General features: G+C 56.2%; 22 protein-coding genes. 19 read left to right on the forward strand and 3 right to left on the reverse strand.

The annotated features are described in order from the left end of the window. Positions 1-131: 131 nt before the first annotated feature. On the reverse strand, positions 132-893 hold the full coding sequence (locus ACR0KC_RS09030; RefSeq protein ID WP_480706010.1) for an HpcH/HpaI aldolase family protein: 762 nt from the start codon (positions 891-893) through the stop codon (positions 132-134). 200 nt (positions 894-1,093) lie between these two features. Here ACR0KC_RS09030 and ACR0KC_RS09035 point away from each other — a divergent pair, with 200 nt between their 5' ends. Further along, a complete protein-coding gene (locus ACR0KC_RS09035; RefSeq protein ID WP_480706012.1) occupies positions 1,094-1,984 on the forward strand; it encodes an SMP-30/gluconolactonase/LRE family protein in 891 nt (296 codons plus the stop codon). Here the strand turns inward: ACR0KC_RS09035 and ACR0KC_RS09040 are convergent. Continuing rightward, entirely contained in the window at positions 1,981-2,979 is a 999-nt protein-coding gene (locus ACR0KC_RS09040) for an ester cyclase (RefSeq protein WP_480706014.1), read from the reverse strand. The two genes, ACR0KC_RS09035 and ACR0KC_RS09040, sit on opposite strands and share 4 nt — an antisense overlap. Positions 2,980-3,136: 157 nt before the next feature. On the opposite strand from ACR0KC_RS09040, the gene ACR0KC_RS09045 reads away from it, so the two are divergent. From ACR0KC_RS09045 to ACR0KC_RS09115, 15 genes are all read left to right on the forward strand, one after another. Next, positions 3,137-4,186 carry an ABC transporter ATP-binding protein gene (locus ACR0KC_RS09045; RefSeq protein ID WP_170394099.1) on the forward strand — a complete coding sequence of 350 codons (1,050 nt, stop codon included), beginning with the start codon at positions 3,137-3,139 and terminating at the stop codon, positions 4,184-4,186. 84 nt (positions 4,187-4,270) lie between these two features. Then, positions 4,271-5,497: an extracellular solute-binding protein gene (locus tag ACR0KC_RS09050; protein WP_170394097.1), complete on the forward strand. Its 1,227-nt coding sequence runs from the start codon at positions 4,271-4,273 to the stop codon at positions 5,495-5,497. 63 nt (positions 5,498-5,560) lie between these two features. Beyond that, entirely contained in the window at positions 5,561-6,589 is a 1,029-nt protein-coding gene (locus tag ACR0KC_RS09055; protein ID WP_170394095.1) for a carbohydrate ABC transporter permease, read from the forward strand. Between the two features lies 1 nt (position 6,590). After that, a complete protein-coding gene (locus ACR0KC_RS09060; RefSeq protein WP_170394093.1) occupies positions 6,591-7,472 on the forward strand; it encodes a carbohydrate ABC transporter permease in 882 nt (293 codons plus the stop codon). A 178-nt stretch (positions 7,473-7,650) separates the two neighbouring features. Continuing rightward, on the forward strand, positions 7,651-8,640 hold the full coding sequence (locus ACR0KC_RS09065; RefSeq protein ID WP_480771747.1) for a nuclear transport factor 2 family protein: 990 nt from the start codon (positions 7,651-7,653) through the stop codon (positions 8,638-8,640). A 132-nt stretch (positions 8,641-8,772) separates the two neighbouring features. Beyond that, the gene (locus tag ACR0KC_RS09070) at positions 8,773-9,309 is read left to right on the forward strand and encodes an ester cyclase (RefSeq protein WP_170407056.1); all 537 of its coding nucleotides are present in this window, start codon (positions 8,773-8,775) and stop codon (positions 9,307-9,309) included. 4 nt (positions 9,310-9,313) lie between these two features. Beyond that, positions 9,314-10,645 (forward strand): histidinol dehydrogenase, encoded by a 1,332-nt coding sequence (hisD, locus tag ACR0KC_RS09075; protein WP_480771748.1) that lies wholly within the window; start codon positions 9,314-9,316, stop codon positions 10,643-10,645. Beyond that, positions 10,642-11,694 (forward strand): ester cyclase, encoded by a 1,053-nt coding sequence (locus ACR0KC_RS09080; RefSeq protein WP_480771749.1) that lies wholly within the window; start codon positions 10,642-10,644, stop codon positions 11,692-11,694. Before hisD ends, ACR0KC_RS09080 begins: the two co-directional genes overlap by 4 nt. Before the next feature lies 1 nt (position 11,695). After that, positions 11,696-12,463 (forward strand): SDR family oxidoreductase, encoded by a 768-nt coding sequence (locus ACR0KC_RS09085; protein WP_170422633.1) that lies wholly within the window; start codon positions 11,696-11,698, stop codon positions 12,461-12,463. Continuing rightward, positions 12,463-13,482, forward strand: coding sequence for a LacI family DNA-binding transcriptional regulator (locus ACR0KC_RS09090; protein WP_480706023.1), 1,020 nt, complete (start codon positions 12,463-12,465; stop codon positions 13,480-13,482). The genes ACR0KC_RS09085 and ACR0KC_RS09090 overlap by 1 nt, the downstream gene beginning before the upstream one ends. Further along, a complete protein-coding gene (locus ACR0KC_RS09095; RefSeq protein ID WP_170422637.1) occupies positions 13,479-14,468 on the forward strand; it encodes a nuclear transport factor 2 family protein in 990 nt (329 codons plus the stop codon). Before ACR0KC_RS09090 ends, ACR0KC_RS09095 begins: the two co-directional genes overlap by 4 nt. 152 nt (positions 14,469-14,620) lie before the next feature. After that, positions 14,621-15,583 (forward strand): cupin domain-containing protein, encoded by a 963-nt coding sequence (locus tag ACR0KC_RS09100; protein ID WP_480706025.1) that lies wholly within the window; start codon positions 14,621-14,623, stop codon positions 15,581-15,583. Between the two features lie 102 nt (positions 15,584-15,685). Then, positions 15,686-16,810, forward strand: a complete 1,125-nt coding sequence (locus ACR0KC_RS09105; RefSeq protein ID WP_170561879.1) for a cobalamin-independent methionine synthase II family protein — start codon at positions 15,686-15,688, stop codon at positions 16,808-16,810. Next, entirely contained in the window at positions 16,807-17,511 is a 705-nt protein-coding gene (locus ACR0KC_RS09110) for an alpha/beta fold hydrolase (protein WP_480706027.1), read from the forward strand. The genes ACR0KC_RS09105 and ACR0KC_RS09110 overlap by 4 nt, the downstream gene beginning before the upstream one ends. A gap of 463 nt (positions 17,512-17,974) precedes the next feature. Further along, entirely contained in the window at positions 17,975-18,697 is a 723-nt protein-coding gene (locus tag ACR0KC_RS09115; RefSeq protein ID WP_170394071.1) for a response regulator, read from the forward strand. On the opposite strand, the gene ACR0KC_RS09120 is transcribed toward ACR0KC_RS09115, so the two are convergent. Continuing rightward, on the reverse strand, positions 18,676-20,088 hold the full coding sequence (locus ACR0KC_RS09120) for a sensor histidine kinase (RefSeq protein WP_223118585.1): 1,413 nt from the start codon (positions 20,086-20,088) through the stop codon (positions 18,676-18,678). The two genes, ACR0KC_RS09115 and ACR0KC_RS09120, sit on opposite strands and share 22 nt — an antisense overlap. A 264-nt stretch (positions 20,089-20,352) precedes the next feature. Between ACR0KC_RS09120 and ACR0KC_RS09125 the strand changes: the two genes are divergently transcribed. From ACR0KC_RS09125 to ACR0KC_RS09135, 3 genes are all read left to right on the forward strand, one after another. Beyond that, the gene (locus ACR0KC_RS09125; protein WP_480771750.1) at positions 20,353-22,128 is read left to right on the forward strand and encodes a type I secretion system permease/ATPase; all 1,776 of its coding nucleotides are present in this window, start codon (positions 20,353-20,355) and stop codon (positions 22,126-22,128) included. Between the two features lie 39 nt (positions 22,129-22,167). Beyond that, positions 22,168-23,499 (forward strand): HlyD family type I secretion periplasmic adaptor subunit, encoded by a 1,332-nt coding sequence (locus tag ACR0KC_RS09130; RefSeq protein WP_480771751.1) that lies wholly within the window; start codon positions 22,168-22,170, stop codon positions 23,497-23,499. A gap of 323 nt (positions 23,500-23,822) precedes the next feature. Beyond that, positions 23,823-24,485, forward strand: coding sequence for a hypothetical protein (locus ACR0KC_RS09135; protein ID WP_480771752.1), 663 nt, complete (start codon positions 23,823-23,825; stop codon positions 24,483-24,485). Positions 24,486-24,519 lie beyond the last annotated feature (34 nt).

Genomic DNA, 24,519 nt, shown 5'->3' on the forward strand with positions numbered 1-24,519 from the left:
AGACTATACAATGCGAATAATCCGCAATCGCGCATCGCCTTTCTAGCAAAGAAAGTACTGTCGTCGCAGCATTTACCAGCCCGCGGATATTTCGTCCCCAAGGCCCTTTCCACTAAAAAGCCCTGTGCGTTTCACGTCCTCGCGGTGCCATGGAAGTTCTCCGCTTCCGCGTTTGCAGCGCGAAGCATGAAGGCGTGTTCTGAAGCGACGAAGATCATGGTCACCCCATAGTCGCGCAGCTTGAGTCCGGCTTCTGCGCTGGCTGCAAAGGTCATCAGCGTCTTGTCATGTGCGTTGGCTGCATCGCCCGAGCGTCGCATTGCATCAAGAACCTGTGGGTCGGACTGATCGGTCACGCCGTAACATACCGCAAGATCCGCAGGTCCTACAAAAATCCCGTCGATGCCCTCGGTCCCGGCGATATCATCGACTTCTGCGACGCCTTCTGGTTCTTCGATTTGGGCAATGATAATCGTCTCCTCTTCGCTTTGCTTGAGGACATCAGCCATGGATCGGGTCGCAAACCCTGCCCACCGGGTTGATCCGGCATAGCCGCGACCACCATGGCCAAAACGACCCTCGCGCGCAATGCGACGGGCCTTTTCGGCGCTGTCAACATGCGGCACAACAATACCTGTCGCGCCACTGTCGAGCGCCTTGAGAATTTCGTCCGCAGACCCAGTCGGCACCCGCACCAACGTCGGCAACCCCAGAGCCCGGGCGACGGCGAGGCAAACATCCAACCGACCCCGGTCAAAGGGTGCGTGTTCCGCATCCAGGCACAAGAAGTCCAGTTTTGACTTGGCAATTATCTCGACCAGTTCATGGGCTGGTGTCTTGAGAAACGTTCCGACGAGAGGCTCGCCAGCAAGCATGCGTTGTTTGAAATTCATGGGAAAGTCCTGACGGTTTTGTTTGGGCGGCACATGGCAATTGGCAGCCAAGCGGTTTGGAAACATCGGCCATAGCGTAGAGCATTGAAGTTGGCAGGGCCAGACTATCGAACAGTCGTTATTGCGTTTTCACCCGAAACGCTGTTCTTGTCGGGACTTGCCGGTAGTGTTGGCAGGCGCAACTCTGAAAAGGTGCTCTCATGGTATTCGATATCCGTTCCAAATGCTTCACAGACCTGGTGCACCCTGACGCTCAACTGGAAGAAATCGCTAGCGGTCTGGGGTTTACCGAAGGGCCAATATGGCACCCCGAAGAGCATTGGCTGGTATTCTCGGACATTCAGGAGAGCCATCAATACAAGTGGAGCGAGGGTGAGGGAGTTCGCGTTTTTCGCACCCCTTCCAACCAAGCAAACGGAAATTGCTTCGACAAAAGTGGGGCAGTGATCTCTTGCGAGCACGCCAGTTCGCATTTGGTACGCCATGATCACGGCGGCAAGCGGGTTACTTCGATAGCCACGCATTTTGATGGCAAAGAACTCAACAGCCCCAACGATGTTATCTGCGACTCGCACGGTCGGATTTGGTTCACTGATCCCAGTTTTGGTCGTATCCGAGAGGATCTTGGCATTCTGAGAGAGCAAGAACTGCCGGTGCAAGGCGTGTTCCGGCTGGATCCCGACGGCACGTTACACCTTGTCGCGGATGATTTTCAGCAACCCAACGGGTTGTGTTTGTCAGCTGACGAAACAAGGCTGTTTGTCAATGACAGTTGGGGTGGTCATATCCGCGTCTTTGATGTCGCCACTGATGGCTCACTGACCGGTGGGGTGGTCTGGGCCGATGTTGTTGGCGATGGGGAAGGGGTGCCGGACGGTATGAAGTGCACCCGCGACGGCCAGATTTTGTGCAATGGTCCCGGCGGTGTACATCTGTTTGATGCCCAAGCGCACTGCCTTGGTGTCATTCTGACGCCGCAGAAATCTACCAACTTCTGCTTTGGTGGGGCCGGGTTCAGCATGCTGTACATCACTGCCTGCACGTCCGTTTACCGTATTCCGACCAACATGACGGGTCTGGCCATGATCTAAAGGCCCACTCGCGCCATGCGGTCCAGAATATCGACACCCTGTTGCTTCCAGAAATGAAGCAGATCGATGAAAATCCAGTTCTCGGCCAGTTTATCACCTTTGCGACGATAAATGTCTATCACCCGGAACTCACCGGCTTTGTCAGTGGCAGGCATCCCCATGAACCCGCCGGTTGGTCGGGCGGTAAAGTTCGGCCAGCCAAAAAAGCCGCCATAGTGGCCCTCGGCCATGCGGCAGATATGGTTGGTATTTGACCGGTCGGCAAACCCAGCACGGAACGGGCCAGCGTGTTGTTTGGCGTAACGTTCGATTGTGTAGGTCGCACCGATACCGGATGGCCCCCACCAGATCATGTCTTCGCACCATGTGCGGCGCAACTCATCTTCAAGGCTGAGCCCGCTGTCCCACCGCCCAAGATCGGAGATCATCGCGTTGATAGCGGCCAATGTCTTTTGGCCGTCTTCGGCGGGTTGAGGCGTGAACATCAGGCCGTCATGGGTCATGGGCCCGGGCTGGACAAGTTGTGCGGCGGTCTGCGGCGGGAAGGGCTGCAACCCGGCCTGAATCATGAAATGCGGGATGTCGAAATACATCGCGGTTTCGACAATCTTACCGTGCTCAATCCTGTTGAACTCGCAATAGCGCAGCAAGGCCATTTTTCCGGTTGGCGCAATGCCCAGCCAGTCCTTGTCGAACAGCCCCATGAGATGGCCCATCGAAACAACCCAGACTGAATTGAACCCGTCGATTTCATTTTGACCAGCCATGAATACGTCCATCCGACGCTGCAAGTTGGTTAGGCTGTGATTCAGCGGCTGCCAGAATTTTTGCGCCACGTTGCTAGCGCCACGCTGCTCGTTGAATGGGTGAAAGCCGCGCCACAGGAGGTCCTCGGCGCAATACTCAGCGATCACATCAGAGTGGGCTGATTCCTCTGCATCGCTCAGAGCTTTGTAGAAGTTCAGGACAATTTCTTTCTCGGCTTCGTAAGACATATTTTTTACTTTCAATGCTTTGCCCGGAGGGAAGCGTCAGTCTTTAGCAAGATTGCGGACGCTTTTGCATTCGCTTGCAAAAAATACTTGCCAGATGTTCCTTTGGATGTCTATGCTTTTGCAAACGTATGCACTCAGGTGCAACTGGGAGGACAGTATGGCCGAGATTCAACTGCGCAATGTTGGAAAACGTTGGGGTTCGTTTGTTGGAGTGGACAATTTCGACCTGACAATATCCGACAAGGAATTTCTGGTGCTTCTCGGCCCGTCGGGTTGCGGCAAGACCACGACGATGCGCATGATCGCAGGTTTGGAAGACGCAAGCGAGGGTGATATTCTGATCGACGGTACCCGCGTCAACGATATGGAGCCAAAAGACCGCGACGTCGCGATGGTGTTCCAGTCTTACGCTTTGTATCCGAACATGAATGTCTACGAGAACATTCGTTTCCCGCTGAGGGTACGTGGCATCGACGCTTCCACCCATGACGAAAAAGTGCGCCGTGCGTCGGCGATGGTAGAGTTGGACGACTTTCTGCATCGTAAGCCGGCAGAGCTGTCAGGTGGGCAACGTCAACGGGTGGCTCTGGCGCGTGCGATTGTACGCGAGCCCAACGTGTTCCTGATGGATGAGCCGTTGTCCAACCTTGACGCAAAACTGCGCGTTTCGACTCGCGCGCAGATCAAGAACCTCAGCCATGAACTGGCGGTGACTACGATTTATGTGACACATGACCAGATCGAGGCGATGACACTGGCCGATCGCGTGGTGATCATGAAGCAGGGTGTTGTCCAGCAGGTTGGCTCTCCGACGGCGATCTACGACGAGCCTGCGAACACGTTTGTCGCCAGCTTTATCGGCAACCCGGCGATGAACCTGGTTGATGGCGATGTTCAGGGCGGTGTGTTCCGCGCGCAGAATACCGAAGTGCATGGTCTGAATGCTCCGGATGGCCCAATAACTTTGGGTTTCCGCGCCGAGGACGCCAATGTCGTAGAAAGCGGGGGCGAGATTAACGCGCCCATCTATACGCAGGAATTGCTGGGCGATAGCACCATGGTCTCGGTTCGGATCGGCGGAGCGCTGGTCTCGGTCAAGGCCGACAAAACCTATCGTGCTGAAATCGACGATCAGGTGTCGATTCATATCCATACCGATCACTGTCACCTGTTCGATGCGCAAACCGGCGCGCGCCTTGAGATCTGAGAGACGAAAACCAATCCCGCAATGACGGGACAATCTCGGGTGCAGGCTTCGAAGATGCACCCAATCACCTAGGGAGGAATCAAAATGTTTCTAAAGAAAATCGCATTGGCCGGGTCACTGACCGCCTTTGCTGCGAGCGCGGGTTATGCCTGCGAGATCACGGATCGGGTCAACATCGTCGGCAACGAATTTGCCGCCATTCAGGCTGTGGCCGCTGCTGCAAAGGAATGCACGGGCGCATCTGTTGAATCCAACCTGACATCCGAACACCAAACCATCAACGTCGCCGGTCTGTCGGGCAATCCGTCGGAATACACCTCAGCCATCATCGCCAACAGCTCGATTGTGGCGTTGATGAATGAAGACGTTATCCGACCGCTCAATGACCTGGTCGAAAAACATGGTCAGAACCTGCAGCCGGGACAGTTGATCAAGATCGGCGATGACATCATGGCCATCGCCTTCATGGCCAACGCTCAGCACCTGATGTACCGCAAGGACGTTCTGGAACAGGCAGGCGTCGAAGTGCCAACCACGTATGAAGAACTGCTCGAGGCGGCCGAAGCCATTCGCGCGCAGGGCATAATGCAAAACCCGGTTGGTGGTGCTTACGCTGCGGGATGGAATCTGGCGCAGGAATTCAACAACATGTTCCTTGGCTATGGAGGTACTCATTTCAAGCCCGGCAGCGCAGAGCCCAACGTCAATACCGAGGCCGGTGTCAAAGCGCTGAACATGATGAAGGCTTTGTCCGAGTATATGAACCCCGACTTTCTGACCCATGATTCCAATGCCACCAATGCGGAATACCGCGCGGGCAATGTGGCGATCATGAATATGTGGGGGTCACGGGCGTCACAGCAGACCACAACCGAAGGTGTCTTGCAGGAAGTAATTGATGGCCATGCAATTGCAGCGCCGCTGACCGTGGGTGGCGGCACGACTCCGGCCTCGACCCTTTGGTGGGACGGATGGACCGTCGGCAAGAACATCTCGGATGAAGAGGCTGAGGCGACTTTTGTCGCGATGACGCATGGCGTCCGCCCCGAAATGTTGAACGATGAAACCACGCCGCTGGCAGTCTGGTTGATCGAAGGGTACGAACCTGCAGACGACGCGCAGGGTGTATTTGACGCTGCCAAAATGGGCACGACGCCTTATCCGATGCTGCCCTACATGGGTTTGATGCACAGTGCACTCGGCAATGAACTTGCCGATTTCATGCAGGGCAAGGAAAGCGCTGAACAGGCGCTGGCCGATGTCGAGGCCGCCTATCGCGCCGCGGCAATCGAACAGGGCTTCCTACAGTAAAACGCCCCTCGCGGGTGCCCAATTCGGGCACCCGCCCAATCAAGCCGACACGGGAATTGCGACATGCGCCATAAGACATTCCTTTGGTTTTTCCTGCCCACAGGACTTGCAATGCTGCTGTTCATTGCAATGCCCATCGTCTCGGTGGTGATCCAATCCATTTATGCCCCACACCCGGCGGTTCTGGTGGAAGTCGAAAACTGTACTCCGCTTGTCGGGTGCACAACCGAGACCACCATCGATCAGGAAGCCACCGCAGCGCTTCGTGCCGAACAACCATTGGGCAGATTTGTCGGGCTGGATATCTACTTTGATCGCGGCCACCTGGCGATACAGGAGGTTGGCGAAATCTGGGCGGCGAGCGATACGTGGGGCGACCTTTTCTCAGAGGTCGGAAACTTGCCCTTCTATCGGGCCATGGCCTTTACGCTGACCTTCACATTCATTGTGACACCCCTCACGATCATTCTGGGGCTGGTGATTGCGCTGGCGGTCAACTCACTGCACCGGCACCTCAAGGGTTTGATGATCTTCTTCTCGCTCTTGCCCATGATTGTGACACCGCTGATCGGCTCGCTCATTCTGTTTTGGATGATTGACAGTCGTGGCGTCATCGGCAACGCCCTTGTAAACTTGGCCGGAGATCCGGATTTCAGTCTAAAGGCTTCGACCGGGCTGATGTGGGTGGCGCTGATGGTTTATGGCGTCTGGAGTTCGGCCCCCTTTGCCTTCGTGGTGTTCTATGCCGGTTTGCAAACTTTGCCCAAAGATCAGATCGAGGCGGCCCAGATCGATGGGGCAACCCGCTGGCAACAGGTCAAATTCGTGGTTGTTCCCCATCTCATGCCACTGGTTACGTTTGTGGCGCTGATCCAGTTGATGGATAATTTCAAGGTGTTTGAACCGATTATTGGCTTCAGCGCCGGTGCCCATGCGCAATCGCTCAGTACTTTCATCTTCAACGACCTCGGCGGTGAAACGCGACAGCTGTCCTCTGCAGCCGCTACGTCTGTGATCACGATTATCGGGGTCGCCATTCTGTTGTCGCCCGTGCTTGTCCGCACCTGGCGTGACTTCAAAGGAGCAAGATAACATGGCCAGCCGTGCGCAAAGAATGCCCAAAAGCCTTCGGATTGCTTCGTCGCTTTTTGTGATCCTTTGGTTCATCCTGGCCGCTTTCCCGTTCCTCTGGACGGTTTGGGGGTCGTTCAAGGTAGAGCTGGATTTCTTCTCGATCGCCGATTGGACCAACGCTCTAACCGGCGCGCGGACCGAGGCAGTTTATGGCTCACCCTTTACCACCACCGGTTACGAAGGGGCTTGGATTCAGGAAGAATTTTGGCGGAATGTTCTGAACACGGGGATCGTTTGCGTCTTTGTGGTCGCCATCTCGCTGACCATCGGAACGCTGGGTGGCTATGCGCTTTCACGGTCGAGCTATAACTACACATTCTGGCTTTTGATCACGGCGCTGATCTTCCGCGCAATGCCGCCGATCACGTTGGTTTCGGGTTATCTGTTGCCCTTCTTTGAATGGAATATCTGGGGGATACTTCCGACGACAATTATCGTACTTGTCGCGATCAACCAGCCGTTCACCCTGTGGATGCTACATGCCTTCTTCAAGAACATCCCCAGCGAGCTTGACGAAAGCGCAAAGGTCGACGGCTGCAACCAGTTTCAGGCCTTCCGCCGCGTGATCATTCCCGTGATGTGGCCGGGTGTGATCACCACGGGGCTGTTCTCGTTTCTTCTGGCTTATAACGACTTTGCCGTTGGGGCGATGCTGTTGTCAGAAAGCAACCGCACAATGGTTCCAGCCATCGCCGCGTTCCTTGGTACAACGCAAACCGAGGGCAACGTAATGTTCGCCGTTGCGGCCGTGGTTTCTGCGACGGTTCCGCTGTTCATCTTGGTGATGTTCTTCCAGCGTCAGATTGTGGGCGGTTTGACCGCCGGGGCTGTGAAAGGCTGACGCTGATGGGACGCACGCATCCTCAGTCCGTATTTGCCCATGCGCACGCCGCCAGCCTGAATATGGCTGCGTGCCGGGCACGGCGACCAGGGCGAATTCCTTTTGCTTTGATGCGCGCAGGGCCTTGCGGGACGTTTCTCCGCAGACGCCTTGAACAGATCCTATAGAGACAAAGTTAATGGAACGCCTCGACCGTAAACCCTTTCTGAATTTCACCGCCGCGCAACGCCATCCAGGCAATTTCCGGCCAGCCTATGAGGGGTTCTTCGCCCCAGGTGCACATGTCAACGTGGTGCATCCTTTCAACGAGGTCGCGGGTGGCCTCGGGCTGCACGATCACGTCATCGCCCCGCTTGCAGCCTCCTTCGATGGGCTTTTTCGGCGCGACGATATCGTCATGGCCGGTATATTTGATGGACAGGGCTGGATCAGCGCCACCGGCTATTTTGTCGGTCGGTTCTCGCGCGACTGGCTTGGTATCCGCGCCACAGGTGAGCTTGCCTATCTGCGCTTCGGCGAGTTCCACCGCATGCAGGATGGCAAGGCGGTGGAGAGCTATATCTTCTTCGATATCCCAGAACTGATGCTGGCTGCAGGGCAATGGCCGATCACCGATAGCCCGGGCAAGACCCGTGGCTTCACCGGGATGATTCAGGGTCCAGCAAGCCATGATGGCATCTTGACCACGCCGCAAGACCCAGTCGAGGGGGCCAAGAGCTATCGTATGGTCACAGAAATGCTGGCCAAGCTTGCCACCAAGAACGAGGCCTGGCGCCCGTTCTGGCATGACAACATGGTCTGGTACGGCCCCAGCGCCTTCGGTTCTTTCGTCGGGCTCGAGAGTTTTGCAAGCTTCCAGGTGCCTTTCGAGGCCACCTTCGAAGGTTGGTCCGGAGGTAGTGCGGGAAATGGCATGACTGCGCATTTCACCCGCTTCGGCGAAGGCAATTACGTATGCTCGGGTGGCTGGCCTTCCTTGACTGGTGTCCAGGTGAAACCCTTCCTCGACCAACCCGCAAGCGGAAAACGCGTCTTCATGCGGGTCTGCGACTGGTGGCGTCGAGAGGACGATCTGTTGGTCGAAAACTGGGTTTTCGTCGACATCCCGCATGTGTTGTTGCAGCTGGGATATGACCTTTTTGCCGACATCGCCGAGCAAGCCGCATGAGCAGCTCTGCAAGACATAACGCCGTTGGCCGCCACCCGGCGCTCAACCGGATGCCGAGGGATTTTCTGTCAGCTGATTGAGCTACCCGATGAAGACAGAATTTCTATTGGCACCAATACAAGGATGAGAAAGATGAAGGGTTCCCGCCCGGAACAGGCCGTGCTGACACGTGATACGGACCTCGACAAAACAGAAGACACCCGCCGTGTGATTGAAACCATGGTGGATGGTCTGAACGATCACCGCATAGATGACATCGGCGAATTCTTCTCGGAAGGCTTCCGCTGGATGGGCAATCAGGGCTGCGGCACAAAAACTGGCCTGAAACAGTTTCAGGACAATTGGCAACGCCCGTTTCAGGCGGCTTTTTCGGACAAGACCTGCATCGACGAAGCGCGCCTTTACATGGGCGAGTGGGCGGCTGCGTTTGGCCGACAGGAAGCAACCCATTCGGGTGAGTTCCTGGGGATCGCCCCCACCGGAAAGCGGGTCGAGATCCGATATATGGATTTCTGGAAAGTGGTCGACGGCAAGATCGTCGACAATTGGGTGAATGTGGATTTCGCCCATGTAGCGGCACAGCTGGGTGTCGATCTGTTTAACGGTGAAGGCTGGGAAGCATTTGACCGGGGTGAGAAGTCTCCGCCCCGGCCTGAAACTAAGGATTAGGACAATGACAATCGAGTATCTGAAACGTGGTAAGTCCGATGCTGACCGAGCCGAGGATGACGCCAAAACACGCGCTGTCGTCGAAGCGACGCTGAAAGACATCGAAACACGTGGCGATGCTGCGGTACGCGAGCTAAGCGAGAAGTTCGATAACTATTCGCCAGCATCGTTTCGGTTGTCTCAAGACCAGATCGGCGACCTGATCAATCAGCTAACGGATCGAGAGCTGGCGGACATCAAATTCGCGCAGGAGCAAGTGCGCAACTTTGCACAAGCTCAGCGCGATTCGATGCTGGATATCGAAGTTGAGACTCTGCCGGGCGTCATTTTGGGCCACAAGAACATCCCCGTACAATCGGTGGGCTGTTATGTGCCCGGTGGAAAATTCCCGATGGTGGCCTCGGCGCATATGTCGGTGGCGACGGCCTCGGTGGCGGGCGTGCCGCGCATCATCGCCTGCACCCCTCCGTTTCAGGGCAAGCCCAATGCAGCGGTGATCGCCGCCATGCATTTGGGTGGGGCGCATGAGATTTACGTGATGGGCGGCATTCAGGCTATCGGCGCCATGGCGTTGGGAACCGAGACGATTGATCCAGTCCACATGCTTGTCGGTCCGGGTAACGCCTTTGTCGCAGAAGCTAAACGTCAGCTATTTGGCCGCGTCGGTATCGACCTGTTCGCCGGCCCGACCGAGACCATGGTGATTGCTGATGAGACCGCCGCAGACGCAGAGCTGTGCGCGACCGATCTTCTGGGTCAGGCTGAACATGGGTATAACAGCCCCTGCGTATTGCTGACCAATTCTCGCAAACTGGCCGAGGACACGATGGCCGAAGTGGACCGGCTGCTGGGCATTCTGCCGACAGCGGGCACCGCAAAAGTATCGTGGGAGGAATATGGCGAAGTGATCGTCTGCGACATGTATGATGAGATGCTGCAGGTTGCTGATGACATTGCATCTGAACATGTGCAGGTCATGACCGATCGCGACGACTGGTTCCTTGAGAACATGACTTGTTATGGCGCACTGTTCCTTGGCCCGCGTACCAATGTCTCGAACGGTGATAAGGTTATTGGCACCAATCACACGCTACCCACCAAAAAAGCTGGCCGCTATACTGGTGGTCTATGGGTGGGTAAATATCTGAAAACACATAGCTATCAAAAGGTTCTGACTGATGAGGCAGCAACCTTGATCGGCGAATATGGCTCGCGCCTATGTATGCTCGAAGGTTTTGTGGGGCACGCCGAGCAATGTAACGTCCGCGTACGGCGTTACGGCGGCATCAATGTCCCCTACGGCGCGCCTGCACCTTACAGGGACGCCGCAGAATGAGTGACAGGCATACTGAGCACAAGACCCTGATCGCACAGGTCAGGGCTGCGATGTATGACTTTACCGAAGCCGGTGTCCGGCAGGCGTTGGATAAGATTTGTTCTCCCGACGCTGTGTTCCATCTGAGCTATCCGTTTGGCGACACCAATGGGAGTAGTGCTTATTACGATTGTTGCTATCGCGATCTTCTGACCGCATGGCCCGATCTTGAGCGCCGCGATTATATCGTCATGGCTGGACCTGATGAATTCGGGGCTGATTGGGTTGGATGCGGCGGGTACTATACCGGCACTTTCGCGGGGCCATGGCTGGAGATTCCGCCGACAGGCCATCAGGTCACCATGCGGTTTCACGAGTTTTACCGGATCGAAAATGGCAAAATCGCCGAGGTGCAGGCGCTTTGGGACATCCCCGAAGTGATGATGCAAGCGCAGGCCTGGCCCATGGCACCCGGTTTGGGGCGGGAATGGCATGTTCCGGGACCCGCGACGCAGGACGGGCTGGTGCCCGGCCCGTATGACGAGTCCAAGGGCAAAGAGACTTGCCAGCACATTGTCGACATGCTGAATCATCTGACCAAACATCCCGCAGAAGGTGGTCCGGAGGTGATGGAGATGGAGCGGTTCTGGCATCCTCGGATGAACTGGTACGGCCCCTCGGGGATCGGCACAGGGCGGGGTATTGCGGGGTTCCGTAATTGGCATCAGATTCCATTCCTCAACGCAATGCCGGATCGCGGGCAGGATGTAGATGAAATCACCTGTCATTTCTTTGGCGACGGTGACTATGCGGCTGTTACGGGTTGGCCCAACATGATCCAGACTGTCACCAATGATGGCTGGATGGGGATTGCACCGTCGGGCAAGAAGATCACGCTGCGCAGCCTCGATTTCTGGCGGCTTGAAAATGGCAAGATTCGCGAGAACTGGGTTTTAGTTGATCTGCTGGATACCTATCGCCAGCTGGGTGTTGACGTCTTTGCCCGGTTGCGAGAGTTCAACATGGCGCGCGTTCCGGGCCGCATTCCATTTCCGGTTGGCGAGGTTTGATATGTCCCAATTTCCCAGCACCCCAAGTTTCAATCTTAACGGCAAACGCGCATTGGTCGCGGGCGCGTCGTCCGGTATCGGCATGGCCTGTGCCGTAGCGCTGGCAGAGCATGGTGCCGAAGTGACACTGGCGGCGCGGCGCAAGGATGCGTTGCAGGATCTGGCAACAGAGATGAACGCTCGGGGATGGTTGGCGAATATACTTGAACTGGATGTTTCTGACGTTGCAGGCACTGCTGATGCTGTGGCGCAAAACGGGCCGTTTGATATCCTGCTGAACTCAGCCGGTCTGGCCCGACACAGCAGGGCCGTGGACACACGGCCCGAGGATTTTGATGCGGTAATGGATGTCAATGTCCGAGGGGCCTATTTTCTGACCCAAGCGGTGGCAAAAGGATTGTTAGAAGCTGGGCGCCCCGGATCACTGATGAACATCTCCAGCCAGATGGGCCATGTGGGCGGGCGGGAAAGGGCGGTCTATTGCGCGTCAAAATTCGCGGTCGAAGGCTTTTCCAAGGCGATGGCGCTGGAGTTCGGCCCTGCAAAAATTCGGGTCAACACGATCTGCCCAACTTTTATTCTGACCGATTTGACCAAGTCGACTTTTGATGACCCGGACAAGCGCGCATGGATATTGGACAAGATCAAGTTGGGCCGTCCGGGCGAGATCGAAGACATCATGGGGGCAGTGGTTTATCTTGCCTCGGATGCATCGGCTTTGGTGACGGGCACCGCGTTGATGATAGACGGAGGTTGGACAGCAGACTGATGGCGGCGCAAAAAGTTACATCCATGGAGGTCGCCCGCCTTGCCGGGGTCAGCCAGTCTGCCGTTAGCCGTGTGTTCACTCCGGGGGCTTCAGCCTCGAAGAAGACGATTGAAAAGGTTCGTCAGGCCGCCAAGCAACTGGGGTATCGGCCGAACGTCCTTGCGCGTGCCGTAGTGTCCGGCAAAAGCCGGATCATTGGGCTTGTTGTGGCGTATCTGAATAATCAGTTTTATCCTGAAGCACTGGAAAGGTTGACGAATACGCTGCAGGAGCGCGGCTACCATGTGATGATATTCATGGCATCGAACCAGGCCGAAAACGTCGATAGCGTGGTCGAGGAATTGCTCGACTTTCAAGTCGACGGCATAATCGCGGCATCGGTGGCCCTGTCGTCGACCTTGTATGAACGTTGTCGGACCGTTGGCGTGCCGATGGTGTTGTTCAATCGGGCACAGGATGACCTCACTATGTCATCGGTTACATCCGACAATGTCGCCGGTGGCCGAAAGGCAGCCGAGTTTCTGCTGGCTGGCGGTCATGAGAAGATCGGATATATCGCCGGATGGGAGGGCGCTTCGACCCAGCGCGATCGTGAAGCGGGATTCGTAGCGGCCCTGCAAGAGGCGGGTGTCAAACTGCACGCCCGTGGAGCTGGAAACTTCATCGCAGAACAGGCGCGTGAGGCAACGCTACGCATGTTCGCGTCCGATCCACCGGACGCTGTGTTCGTGGCCAATGATCACATGGCGATCTCTGTGATGGACACGCTGCGGTTCGAGTTGGGCCTGCAAATTCCGGCCGACGTCTCGGTTCTGGGATATGACGATGTCGCCGTTGCCTCTTGGCCAGCCTACAATCTGACAACTATTCGTCAGCCTGCCAATCGGATGGTTGCCGAAACCGTCGATATTCTACTTAGCAAGATCGAAAATCCCGCTGTTGCGCCGCGCCGCACCGAGATTGACGGACCTTTGATCGTTCGCGGCTCCGCCCGCATACCTGAAGGATGGAAGACATGAAGGGATTTGATCCCAAATTCAAAGATTTCCCGGATTATATCATCGGCATCACCAAAGAGATTTGGGAAGACCGTGGCATTGCGACTCTGCATCAATATTACAGCCCAGACATCGTCGTCCGCTCGCCCGGTTCGGTTGTGTTGGGTAACCAGAATGTCATTGGTGCAACAATGGCCACGTTGGCCGAGTTCCCCGACCGTCAGCTGCTGGGCGAGGATGTGATCTGGTCGGGCACCCCGGAAGAAGGCATGCTGAGCTCGCATCGTATCCTGTCGACCGCCACGCATCGGGGCAATGGTGTCTATGGCAAAGCCACCGGAACACGCTTGCGATACCGAATTCTGGCCGACTGCCACGCCATCGACAACATGATCGATGACGAATGGCTGATCCGAGATCAGGGTGCGATTGTCCGGCAAATGGGCTGGGATCCCAAGGAATATGCCGCCGATCTGATAGCGCGTGAAGGTGGGGCCGAGGCCAGTGTGAAGCCTCTGTCACCCAAGAACGACATCGAAGGCCCCTACAAGGGGTACGGCAATGACAATGAATGGGGACACCGCCACGCGGATCTGCTGACACGGATAATGAATGCAGATATGGGCGCGATTGAACGAGAGTATGACCGAGGCGTGCAGACCGAATATCCCGGCGGTGTCACGGGCCATGGCTGGGATTCGGCTGATCGGTTCTGGATGTCTTTGCGTGCAGCCATGCCAAGCGCAACGTTCACCATCCATCATCAGATCGGGCGCGATGATCCGAATATGCCGCCCCGCTCGGCCCTGCGCTGGAGCTTGCATGGCAAGCATGACGGTTGGGGCGTGTTCGGCAAACCAACAGGTGCTGAGTTGTATGTGCTGGGGATCAGCCATGCCGAATGGGGCGAGTTGGTTGGAGGCGACATCAGGCTGCGACGCGAATGGACCTTATTCGATGAAACCGCGGTCTGGAAACAGCTTCTGTTGGAAACCGGGGATCTCTGATGCTTCAAACGCGCGTCGCATTGGATGCCAGTGAAGGAACTCGGCGGTACCACGGCCACCGGGCGTCCTTGCGGGCGCGGCGGCTGAATAATCGCCCTCCGGGTGCATGAGGATCGAGACCTCTTGTACCAATTCAATGAACGGAGACCATTATGAGCACGATCCAACAACGCATTGTCCGCTACGGCGAACTGCAGCCTTGTAAAACCGCATTTATTGACGCGCACACGCCCGGTTCGGACCAGAAGGAAAACTTTACCATCGTAGGCGGTGGCGTATCCGAAAGCCCCGATCAGCATGTCCACATCACCGACAAAATCGGTTTCAATATTGGCGCGGCGGGGCAACCTCCGAAATGCCGGAATTCGCTGCACAGCCACACCACGGCCGAGGTGTTCTTTGTCGCCAAAGGACGTTGGCGGTTCTTCTGGGGTCGCTATGGCACTGCGGGCGAGTTTATTGCCGAGGAAGGTGACATATTTAACATTCCAACTGGCATCTTTCGCGGTTTCGAAAATGTCGGGCAGGATTATGGGATGATCATGTCGATCCTGGGCGGCGATGATGCGGGTGGCGGTGTCACCTGGGCACCACAGGTGATCGAAGACGCGCAGGCGCATGGGCTGATGCTGGGCGACAATGGCGTGCTGTATGACAGCAAGAAGGGTCAGGAACTGCCCCACAACGTGCGCCCCATGCCGCTGCTGAACGAAGAAGAGCTTAAGAGCTATCCGGAAGTTCCGGTCGAAAATGTTATCGGCAAATATGTGGCACGCTATTGGGATCTGATGGCGCTTTCCGCTAACAAGCCAGCCAAAGTGATTGGCGAAGATGCCCTGATCACGGATAAGCCGGGGTTTGAGGTCGATTTCCTCGGACGCGGCTCTTGTTTGAACGAACCCGTCGCGGCGCATATGCCCGTCGTCCTCATGCCTGCGAGTGGTCATTGGCGGATTACAGTCGATGGCTATGAAACAACTTTGTCCGCAGGCGATACAGCGCTGGTTCTGTCAGGTGAAAGCTACAGTATCGTGCCCTCAATGACCGGAGAGGCAGGTCTGTATCGTATCACGGCAACGGACGATCCCGCCGGTGCTACCTGGACCGGTGCATAAAGGCAAAGTTGCGCGCTCCGATCTTTTTCGGGGCGCGCAGTATGTGACCCGTGCTTCACTTTGGACTCGGCACAGGGAAGTAATTGAATTGGAGATGACAAGATGACCCGAATTTCAACCACCCATGTGGGAAGTCTGCCGCGCAGTCAGGAAGTCGTCGATTTCATCTTCGCGCGTGAGCGGGAGGAACCGTTCGATCAGACAGATTTTGATGCCTGCATGACGAACGCGGTGTCCGAGACCGTAGGCAAACAGGCTGCAGCGGGGATCGATATTGTATCGGATGGCGAGACTTCGAAAATCTCTTACGCGACCTACGTCAAGGACCGCTACACCGGGTTTGCAGGCGACAGCCCGCGCAACGCTCCGGCTGATCTGAAGATGTTTCCGGGCTTTCTTCAACGTTTGGCGAATGATGGCGGAACTCCGCAATACGCGCGGCCCATGTGCGTAGGCGATGTGCGCTCGAAAGGGCAGGGCGAGTTGCAGAAGGATATCGACAACCTCAAAAGAGCCATGGTGGAGCACGGGATTGAGCGCGGATTTATGAATGCTGCCAGCCCGGGTGTGATCTCTCTTTTTCTGCAGAACGACTATTACCCGACGCGCGAGGCGTATTTGGCCGCGCTGGCCGATGCGATGAAATCCGAATATGAAACCATCGTCGCGGCGGGCCTGGATCTTCAATTGGATTGTCCCGATCTTGCCCTGTCGCGCCATATGCTGTTCACCGACCTTTCTGACGAGGAATTTGTCAGTATTGCCGAAATGCATGTCGAAGCGCTGAACCATGCATTGCAGGATGTGCCCGCCGACAAGGTTCGGGTTCACATCTGCTGGGGCAATTACGAAGGTCCGCATTGCTGCGATATCGGAATGGACAAGGTGTTCTCGACTTTGATGTCAACCAAGTCGCGCTATGTGCTGTTTGAAACCTCGAACCCGCGCCATGCACATGAATGGACGGTGTTCCGCGACCGCAAGTCCGAGATACCGGATGACAAGGTACTTGTGCCGGGTGTGGTCGATACCACCACAAACTTTGTGGAACACCCCGAACTGGTCGTGCAACGTCTTGAGCGGTTCGTGAACATCGTGGGAGCGGAGCGGGTGATCGGCGGATCGGATTGCGGTTTTGGCACTTTTGCGGGGTTTGGCGCTGTCGATCCTGATATCGCCTATGCCAAACTGGGTGCGCTGGCCGAAGGGGCTGCTCTGGTCAAATGACATCACTTGTCCTTTTGCCGGGCATGATGTGCGATGCTCGGCTATTCTCGCCGCAAATTGGTGCATTGTCTGGCAGATATCCGATATTTGTCGCCCCCATTGGTGCACATGATACGATGCAGGCTCTGGCCGCCGAGGTTTTAAGTCATGCGCCCGACCGGTTCGCCTTGGCCGGTCTTTCCATGGGAGGCATTGTTGCGATGGAAATACTGCGGCAAGCACCGGGGCGTGTAGCGGGGATGGCGTTGATGGACACCAACCCGCTGGCAGAGGTGGATCAGGTCAAGGCGAGGCGTGAGCCCCAGATAGAGGCGGTTAAAAACGGTCGGCTACGCGATGTGATGGCCGAGGAAATGAAGCCCAACTATCTGACCGATGGCCCTGATCGACAGGCAATTTTGGACCTATGCATGGATATGGCTATGGCCTTGGGGCCGGAGATTTTTGTTAACCAATCCATGGCCCTACGAGATCGCCCGGATCAAAGTCCCACATTGCGCGCTTTCAAGGGATCTGCGCTGGTCCTTTGCGGTCGTCATGACGCGTTATGCCCAGTCGAACGCCACGAATTGATGCATGACCTGTTGCCGCAAAGCCGGTTGGAAGTCATCGAACACGCGGGGCATTTGCCAACTCTGGAACAACCGCGGCAAACCACGGCGGCGCTGCTGCGCTGGCTGGAGACAATCGAAACAATCTAAGCCGGATTTCCGCAAGGCCGTAGATAGCTCTGGTGGAAACTGACTATGATATTACTCTGTCGGACTCGGAGCCTCATTCGTAGCGTGGATGCAGCAGTAACTTTTAAGGGTTTCAGAAGCACCCAAATCTTGTTCAGAGCCTACTGTTACGATCAAAACTGCACTTAAGTCGGGGCGCACGCGATACACCAAATACAAGGCCTGCTACCAAGTCTCTGACAAAGGTTGCTTTGTTGCACGCAGCCACCTGCGGAATGTCCCGGAAGTTGGAGGAATTTGCTGTTTGGCGTGACAAACTTTTCAATCGTCCGGAATGCCCCGGTGGATGATTGTCTGGTTTAGCCATGAGTGGCGATTGCGGTCGCTGCGTACCGGACAGTTTGATCGTTCTCTGCAACATTGACAGCTTCGAATAGCAAATGTTGTTATCGTAACGGCAGGCATCGTCCCGAGGAGAAGAGCTATGCAAGACGTCGCGGATCAATCCGCTGGCTATGATGAGCACATTCTGATTTGTGACGATGACATCGAGTTTGCTCAGGGTGTTTGTGCATTTCTGACTGACAAAGGGTACAAAATCGAACACGCGCAAGATGTACCCGCTGCGCGGTTGATGATGGCTGATGAAACCTACAGCTTGTTTCTGCTGGACCTCGTGATGCCAGGAACTAGTGGTAAGGTGTTATGTCACGAGATTGCTTCGCGCATAGATGCCGGGATCATCATGATCAGTTCGATTGATGACGACGCCGAGCGGATTTCCCTGCTGGAACTGGGCGCGGATGATTATATCATTAAACCATTCAACGAGTTGGAACTCCTCGCGCGCGTGCGTGCTGTGCTGCGCAGGCGTGCTGGTGGCACGCAGGGAAAATCCCGGGTTACCCGGTTCGGAGAATGGGAGCTCGTTGAAAACGAGCGACATCTCAAAAGTGAAGATGGTCGTCTCATCACACTCACCTCAAGCGAAGTGCGGGTTATGCGCTTCTTTGCTGAAAACCCGGACGTGTTGTGTACCCGAGAAGACCTTCTTGCCGTTGCCCGGACCCGACAGCATGGCGGTGCAGGAGACAGAAGCGTTGATGCTCTGATCAAACGGTTGCGATCGAAGATTGAGAGCGACCCTTCAAATCCGGAATATATTCGAACGGTCTGGGGGCAGGGTTACATCTTTCGTCCCGGCTGAACTCCGGTATCAAGCGGCAACAGCACATTTGCCCTAAGGCCTCCGCTCAGGCGGTTCTCAAGCGTTACAGTGCCCCCCTGATCAACCACAATCGCCCGGACTATGGCGAGGCCGAGGCCCGTTCCGGGTTCGGTGGCGCCTAGTCTCTGGAAAGGCTCAAACGCTGTTTCAAGTTGTTCGGCTGGGATACCTGGTCCTTCATCGTCTATGTGAATTGCGGCCATATCATTCGAGGTGGTCAAAGAGACACTTGTTCGGCCCCCGTATTTGACCGCATTTTCCAACAAGTTTCTAAGAACCCGGGTAAGCGCGTTGTGTCTTCCTTTGACCACCGCAGACTGTTCGATGGTGCAGGTCACATCGCGACCCGCCTCAACCTGCTCGTCTACCAACGCCTCAACCAGTGAGCGCAAATCCAGGCGTGCAAGCTCTCCATCGTGATGCGTTTCACGATTGAGGTCGGTGACGGAGTTCACAATATCGCTGATGGTTTCCAACCGCTTGAGCAGTTGCTCTTTTGGTGCCGTTGGTTCCAGTTTCCGGATCTCATCGTGCATCCGGGCAATCGGTCCCTTCAGGTCATGCCCGAGGCTACGAAGCAAGGTTGTCTTGTACTCAAGCGCCAGAACAATCCGGGCTTCCATGCGATTGAACGCAATAATTGTGTGGCGGATATCAATGGCACCCGCCTCGACGAGTGGGCCGACTTCTTCACCCCGGCCGATCAACTCGGCATTGACGGCCATCGCGCTCAGCGGTCGCATCACTTTCTGAATAAGAAACGCAAGTGCGCAAAGCAGGGTAAGCGCGACCAGACTGTCGATTGAGCCAACGATGACCAAAGGTACGATGTTCTTGTTTTTCATGAGCAAATAGCAGTTCAGCCATTCGTCATCATCCTTGAGCCGGACCGAAAAAACGCTCACCAGAAACGCGTCAACGCTTTCTGCATCGATAGGTTCGCCCGAGTGGCTCTTGAACAGTTGCAACAGCGCGCTTTGGTCGTGTTTGGCGTCAACGACCGTGTCTGCCACGGACAGTTCCGCGACGGCGATCCCGCGGTGTTCCAGCCGCGCCGTCAGCCAGTTAGCCAGATTCGGGCGGTCGCGGCCATTGGCCAAAGTGGTTGCTGCATCCTGCGTGCCGACCCTGACACTCCATTCTGCAGGAAAGAAACCAAGCGCTGCTTCGGAGCGGCTGTCAGGAGGCACGCGGGCCAGGGTTGAAACCACCTGCGCAAGAAAGGCATCGCCCCTGTTTCGGATCTCTTCAGCGCGAGAGTTTCGGATCTGGACCACGTCGGTGACTACCGAGAACACGCCGACAATCGTCCAGCTGATAAGCACGATGCTCATAACTTGTGTTCGAAGTGTCAGATCATTCCAGCGCATTGCGCGTAGGCTCCCTGTCCCATCCCCCTCACTTGGGACGCTAATTCAAATACCGCCGCATTCCCAAGCGGAAATTGCAACCACCATGCCGCTGATGACGCAAAGGGGTTTCGCCCGCCGGTACCGCACTCCTAGGCACCCGGCTTCGTCAGCTCGGTAAACAACCGGCCAAATTCGTCAATTGAATCAAAGTGTGACAAGCCCTTGGGGCATCGGCGGCTGGTCTCCAAGTATCAACCACAGAGTTTTTATTGGGAGCCAGCTATGTCAAAGCAATCATCCGTTCATCCACAACTTGCCAGCGCCCGGCGCGCGCTGAGGGGTAATCTGATTGCCACCGGCGTTTTCAGCGGTGTTGTGAACCTATTGATGCTGACAGGGCCGATTTTCATGCTTCAGATCTATGATCGCGTGATGTCTAGCCAAAGTGTGAATACGCTAGTCGCGCTCAGCACACTTGTCGCCGGTCTGTACTTGTTCATGGCCTTGATTGACGGCGCGCGGACCCGTGTGCTGGTTGCCATGGGGCATCGCTTTGAACAAAGGCTCACCCGCACAGCGTTTGATTGCACTTTGTCCGAGCCGTCACGCAACCGTCCGGGTGGCAACCCTGCGGCGGCAATTCAAGATGTCGAAAAAATTCGCGGTTTCCTGTCGGGTCAGGGTGCCGGAGCTTTGTTCGATCTGCCGTGGATCCCGGTCTATCTGGGATTGGTTTTTGCCATGCACATGTGGCTGGGTATGGTCGGTGTAATTGGCGCGCTGGCATTGGTTGCCATTGCCATCGTTACGGATATCAAGGTCCGCGCTGCCGCGTGCGTTCAGTCTGAGCATTCAGCCAAGCGCAATCGTCTGGCAGAAGCCAGCCGCCGGAATGCCGAAATGGTTCGCGCGATGGGGATGCAGTCCAATCTGGGCAAGACCTGGCAGGATGTGAACGATCTCCACCTTGGTGCGAGTGCTAAGGCGGCCACTACTGTCGGAGTGTCTGGTAGCTTTACCAAGGTGTTCCGCCTGGCACTTCAGTCCGCCGTTCTTGCGGTCGCCGCTTATCTTGCCATCCATGGACATATATCGGCTGGCTCAATCGTTGCGGCATCGGTCATCATGTCCCGTGGCTTGCAGCCTATCGAGACTCTGGTCGGTAGTTGGCGCAATCTGGTTGCTGCCCGGCAAGCATGGGCTCAGCTGAAGCAAACTCTTTCTGGTGACGAAGCTGTCCGTCGTATTTCCATGCCCAAGGCACAGAAGTCGCTGACCGTTGACGGCCTGATCGCTGCCCCTCCGATGGCCACTGCCGCTGTTCTCAAAGGTGTTGGTTTCGATATGAAAGCTGGCGAGGCACTGGCTGTGATTGGGACGACCGGCAGCGGAAAATCAACCTTGGCGCGCACACTTGTTGGTGCATGGTCGGCGGCCAAAGGCAGCATCAGTCTCGACGGTGTGCCGATCGACCAGTACCTGCCTGAGGAGCTTGGCCCCCAGATCGGCTTTCTGCCGCAGGATGTTGAGCTCTTTGACGGAACGATCGCCCAGAATATCGCGCGTTTTGATCCCGAGGCGACGGACGAGTTGGTGATTGCCGCCGCCAAGGCAGCGGGTGTTCACGAACTGATCGCTAGCTTCAAAGACGGCTATGCCACCTCGGTTGGCGAGCGTGGCGCGGCCTTGTCCGGTGGTCAGCGACAGCGTGTTGCCCTTGCACGAGCGCTTTATGGTGATCCATTTCTGGTGGTTCTGGACGAGCCCAACTCGAATCTGGATGCCGTGGGTGAGGCCGCACTGAACCATGCCATTCTCGCCGCCAAGGCACGCGGGGCGATTGTGATCGTCATCGCGCACCGGGCGAGCGTGCTGGGTTCAGTCGACAAGATTCTGATCATGGAAGACGGTCGCGCCGGAGATTTTGGTCCTCGTACAGAAGTGATGGAGCGGTTGCGTCAACGCAATCAGGCCGCCGCCGGAGCTGCACAGCCTGCCGCTGAACAGAAGACCGTCGAACAACCCCAACAAACAGAAATCGTTGCCGCCACGGGCTGACCCAGGCCGGCGCTGTAAACAGAATGAATGGAGGAAGTCATGAATACCAACAAGAATTCCAACACGAACAACAAAGGGTTTAGGGATTGTTCTGCCCGATCCATCGGCTTTGGTCTGGTCGCAATTGCTGTGCTCGCCATAGGAATCGGTGGTTGGGCGATGAAAGCCCCGATGTCCGGGGCGGTCGTGACGGCTGGTAGTGTGGTGGTCTCGTCCGACCTCAGAGCTGTGCAACATCCCGACGGAGGTATTGTCGGCGCGATTCACGTCAAAAACGGAGATAGGGTTGAGGCTGGCGATGTTGTTCTGACACTTGATGATCAGCTGTTGTCAGGCAGCCAAGCCTTGGTCGATGACAGGCTCGTGGCGCTTGAAGCGCAGTTAGTTCGTCTGACGGCCGAGCGCGATGGTCTGGACGATCTCGTACTGTCCGAGGAGCTTGCGGCCCGAAAAGACGAAGACAAAGTTGACCGCGCACTCGCAACGCAGCGCGCGGTGATGGAAGCACGTCGTCTGTCGCAGGATGGTGAGGTCGCGGCCTTGGAAGAGAAAATCGAACAGGCAGAGCAGGAAATTGTGGGCCTGGAGGCGCAGCGCGAAGCTTCCGAAGAAGAGATCAAACTGATCGACAGCGAATTGGAGGGTCTGACGCAGCTCTTTGAAAAGGGTTTAGTGCCTGGTACCCGGGTGACGACTTTGCAGCGTCAAAGAAGCAGTCTTGTCGGTAATAGTGGCGGCCTGACCTCTCGGATCGCAGTCGCCCGTGGTCGTATCAGCGAGACGCGTATCCATATCCTGCAACTGGAAAAGACTTTCCGCGAGCAGGTGATGAACGAGATCTCCTCGCTGGAGGTCGAGCTGGATGGCTTGAAAGAACGTCGGAGCGCGGCCGCGTTGCAGCTGGCGCGGGTTGACCTTCGGGCTCCGGCGGATGGCATCGTGCACGAGTTGGGTGTGCATACAATCGGCGGCGTGGTGTCTCCGGGCGAAACGCTGATGCAGATCGTGCCCGAGGATGACGGGTTGGTGGTGACCGCTAGTGTCATGCCACAGGACATCAACAATGTCGCCTTGGGCCAGGCTGCGAGCGTGATGATCGGGGCGTTCGATCAACATGTTGCCCCTCGGTTGGATGGGCACGTTGAGTTTGTCTCGGCTGATTTGAAAACAGATCAGATGACTGGCTTACCCTACTACGAGGCGCGGGTTGCACTAAGCGAGGAGGCTGTCGGACTTTTGTCTGACCGCCAGTTGAGCCTGCTGCCGGGTATGCCGGCTGACGTCTTCATCGAAACCGGCGAACGTACCTTGTTCCAGTACCTTCTTGATCCTCTCAGTAAACAAATCCGGACCACGTTCCGGGAGGTCTGATCGACCGCATGATGTGAGCTGCCCAATAGGAAGAAACAGCTAAAACCAGCGCCAGAAATGGCGCTGGTTTTTTCGATCCTGAAGGCGAGGAGGGGCGAAGGTGGTACCTGAGCGGGTGCTGGTCCACATCTTGGAAGCGCGTCCTGTCTGAAAAGAGATGATGCCCGGCTTGAGAGCCTATTTTTGTCATACTTTGTAACAATTTAGCCCCCTTTTTCGCGTTGTAATGAAGGGGTCGGATAACCACCTTTTTGTTATACCCGAGGAGGAAGTTTCTAAGATTTTTTGGGTGCTAAACAAAGTGTGTAACAAGGAGAAATACAATGAAACATGTAACCGCTACGAGCTTCGAGAAAGCCAACGACGATGTCATCGCCGTGCCCCCGATTCAGCCTTTTCCAAAGTGCGGAACCGAGGTGCCAAACGATGGTGAAGACCTGGTGGCTGTAAATCCGTTGCCGATTAATCCGCTGGTTGCCGATCCCATCGAAGATCTGGTTGCCGTGAACCCGCTGCCTTTTGGTGCGGTTCCTGCCGGTGAAGGTGACGACGTCACCGCAGTTTCCCCGATCATGCCTGACCCCCGGTGTGGTACCGAGGTTCCGCAGGATGGTGAAGACCTGATCGCAGTAGCCCCGCTGCCTTATGGTGCGGTTCCTGCTGGTGAAGGTGACGATGTGACCGCAGTTTCGCCGATCATGCCTGATCCCCGTTGCGGCACCGAAGTGCCACAGGACGGTGAAGATCTGGTTGCAGTGAACCCGCTGCCCTTTGATCCGATCGTTCGGGATCAGGGTGATGACGTCATCGCTGTACCCCCGATCCTGCCGCTGCCCAAATGCGGCACCGAAGTACCGGAGGATGAGTATGACCTGACGGAAATGGCGCCTCCGCCGCTGTGCGAGATCGTACCGACTGCAGGCGGCGAAGACATCTGCGGAACCCCCGTTCCGACCGACAGCTTCTTTGTCGATATGGTCGCCTAAGTGGGGCGAAAACTCAGCGATCATCTATCGCTGC

The sequence above is a fragment of the Ruegeria sp. CF3 genome, assembly GCF_056537365.1.

What these genes read in the sequence shown, in the direction of transcription:
- ACR0KC_RS09030 (WP_480706010.1), bottom strand. Translation starts at nt 893, where the DNA reads ATGAATTTCAAACAACGCATGCTTGCTGGCGAGCCTCTCGTCGGAACG.
- ACR0KC_RS09035 (WP_480706012.1), top strand. Translation starts at nt 1,094, where the DNA reads ATGGTATTCGATATCCGTTCCAAATGCTTCACAGACCTGGTGCACCCT.
- ACR0KC_RS09040 (WP_480706014.1), bottom strand. Translation starts at nt 2,979, where the DNA reads ATGTCTTACGAAGCCGAGAAAGAAATTGTCCTGAACTTCTACAAAGCT.
- ACR0KC_RS09045 (WP_170394099.1), top strand. Translation starts at nt 3,137, where the DNA reads ATGGCCGAGATTCAACTGCGCAATGTTGGAAAACGTTGGGGTTCGTTT.
- ACR0KC_RS09050 (WP_170394097.1), top strand. Translation starts at nt 4,271, where the DNA reads ATGTTTCTAAAGAAAATCGCATTGGCCGGGTCACTGACCGCCTTTGCT.
- ACR0KC_RS09055 (WP_170394095.1), top strand. Translation starts at nt 5,561, where the DNA reads ATGCGCCATAAGACATTCCTTTGGTTTTTCCTGCCCACAGGACTTGCA.
- ACR0KC_RS09060 (WP_170394093.1), top strand. Translation starts at nt 6,591, where the DNA reads ATGGCCAGCCGTGCGCAAAGAATGCCCAAAAGCCTTCGGATTGCTTCG.
- ACR0KC_RS09065 (WP_480771747.1), top strand. Translation starts at nt 7,651, where the DNA reads ATGGAACGCCTCGACCGTAAACCCTTTCTGAATTTCACCGCCGCGCAA.
- ACR0KC_RS09070 (WP_170407056.1), top strand. Translation starts at nt 8,773, where the DNA reads ATGAAGGGTTCCCGCCCGGAACAGGCCGTGCTGACACGTGATACGGAC.
- hisD (WP_480771748.1), top strand. Translation starts at nt 9,314, where the DNA reads ATGACAATCGAGTATCTGAAACGTGGTAAGTCCGATGCTGACCGAGCC.
- ACR0KC_RS09080 (WP_480771749.1), top strand. Translation starts at nt 10,642, where the DNA reads ATGAGTGACAGGCATACTGAGCACAAGACCCTGATCGCACAGGTCAGG.
- ACR0KC_RS09085 (WP_170422633.1), top strand. Translation starts at nt 11,696, where the DNA reads ATGTCCCAATTTCCCAGCACCCCAAGTTTCAATCTTAACGGCAAACGC.
- ACR0KC_RS09090 (WP_480706023.1), top strand. Translation starts at nt 12,463, where the DNA reads ATGGCGGCGCAAAAAGTTACATCCATGGAGGTCGCCCGCCTTGCCGGG.
- ACR0KC_RS09095 (WP_170422637.1), top strand. Translation starts at nt 13,479, where the DNA reads ATGAAGGGATTTGATCCCAAATTCAAAGATTTCCCGGATTATATCATC.
- ACR0KC_RS09100 (WP_480706025.1), top strand. Translation starts at nt 14,621, where the DNA reads ATGAGCACGATCCAACAACGCATTGTCCGCTACGGCGAACTGCAGCCT.
- ACR0KC_RS09105 (WP_170561879.1), top strand. Translation starts at nt 15,686, where the DNA reads ATGACCCGAATTTCAACCACCCATGTGGGAAGTCTGCCGCGCAGTCAG.
- ACR0KC_RS09110 (WP_480706027.1), top strand. Translation starts at nt 16,807, where the DNA reads ATGACATCACTTGTCCTTTTGCCGGGCATGATGTGCGATGCTCGGCTA.
- ACR0KC_RS09115 (WP_170394071.1), top strand. Translation starts at nt 17,975, where the DNA reads ATGCAAGACGTCGCGGATCAATCCGCTGGCTATGATGAGCACATTCTG.
- ACR0KC_RS09120 (WP_223118585.1), bottom strand. Translation starts at nt 20,088, where the DNA reads ATGCGCTGGAATGATCTGACACTTCGAACACAAGTTATGAGCATCGTG.
- ACR0KC_RS09125 (WP_480771750.1), top strand. Translation starts at nt 20,353, where the DNA reads ATGTCAAAGCAATCATCCGTTCATCCACAACTTGCCAGCGCCCGGCGC.
- ACR0KC_RS09130 (WP_480771751.1), top strand. Translation starts at nt 22,168, where the DNA reads ATGAATACCAACAAGAATTCCAACACGAACAACAAAGGGTTTAGGGAT.
- ACR0KC_RS09135 (WP_480771752.1), top strand. Translation starts at nt 23,823, where the DNA reads ATGAAACATGTAACCGCTACGAGCTTCGAGAAAGCCAACGACGATGTC.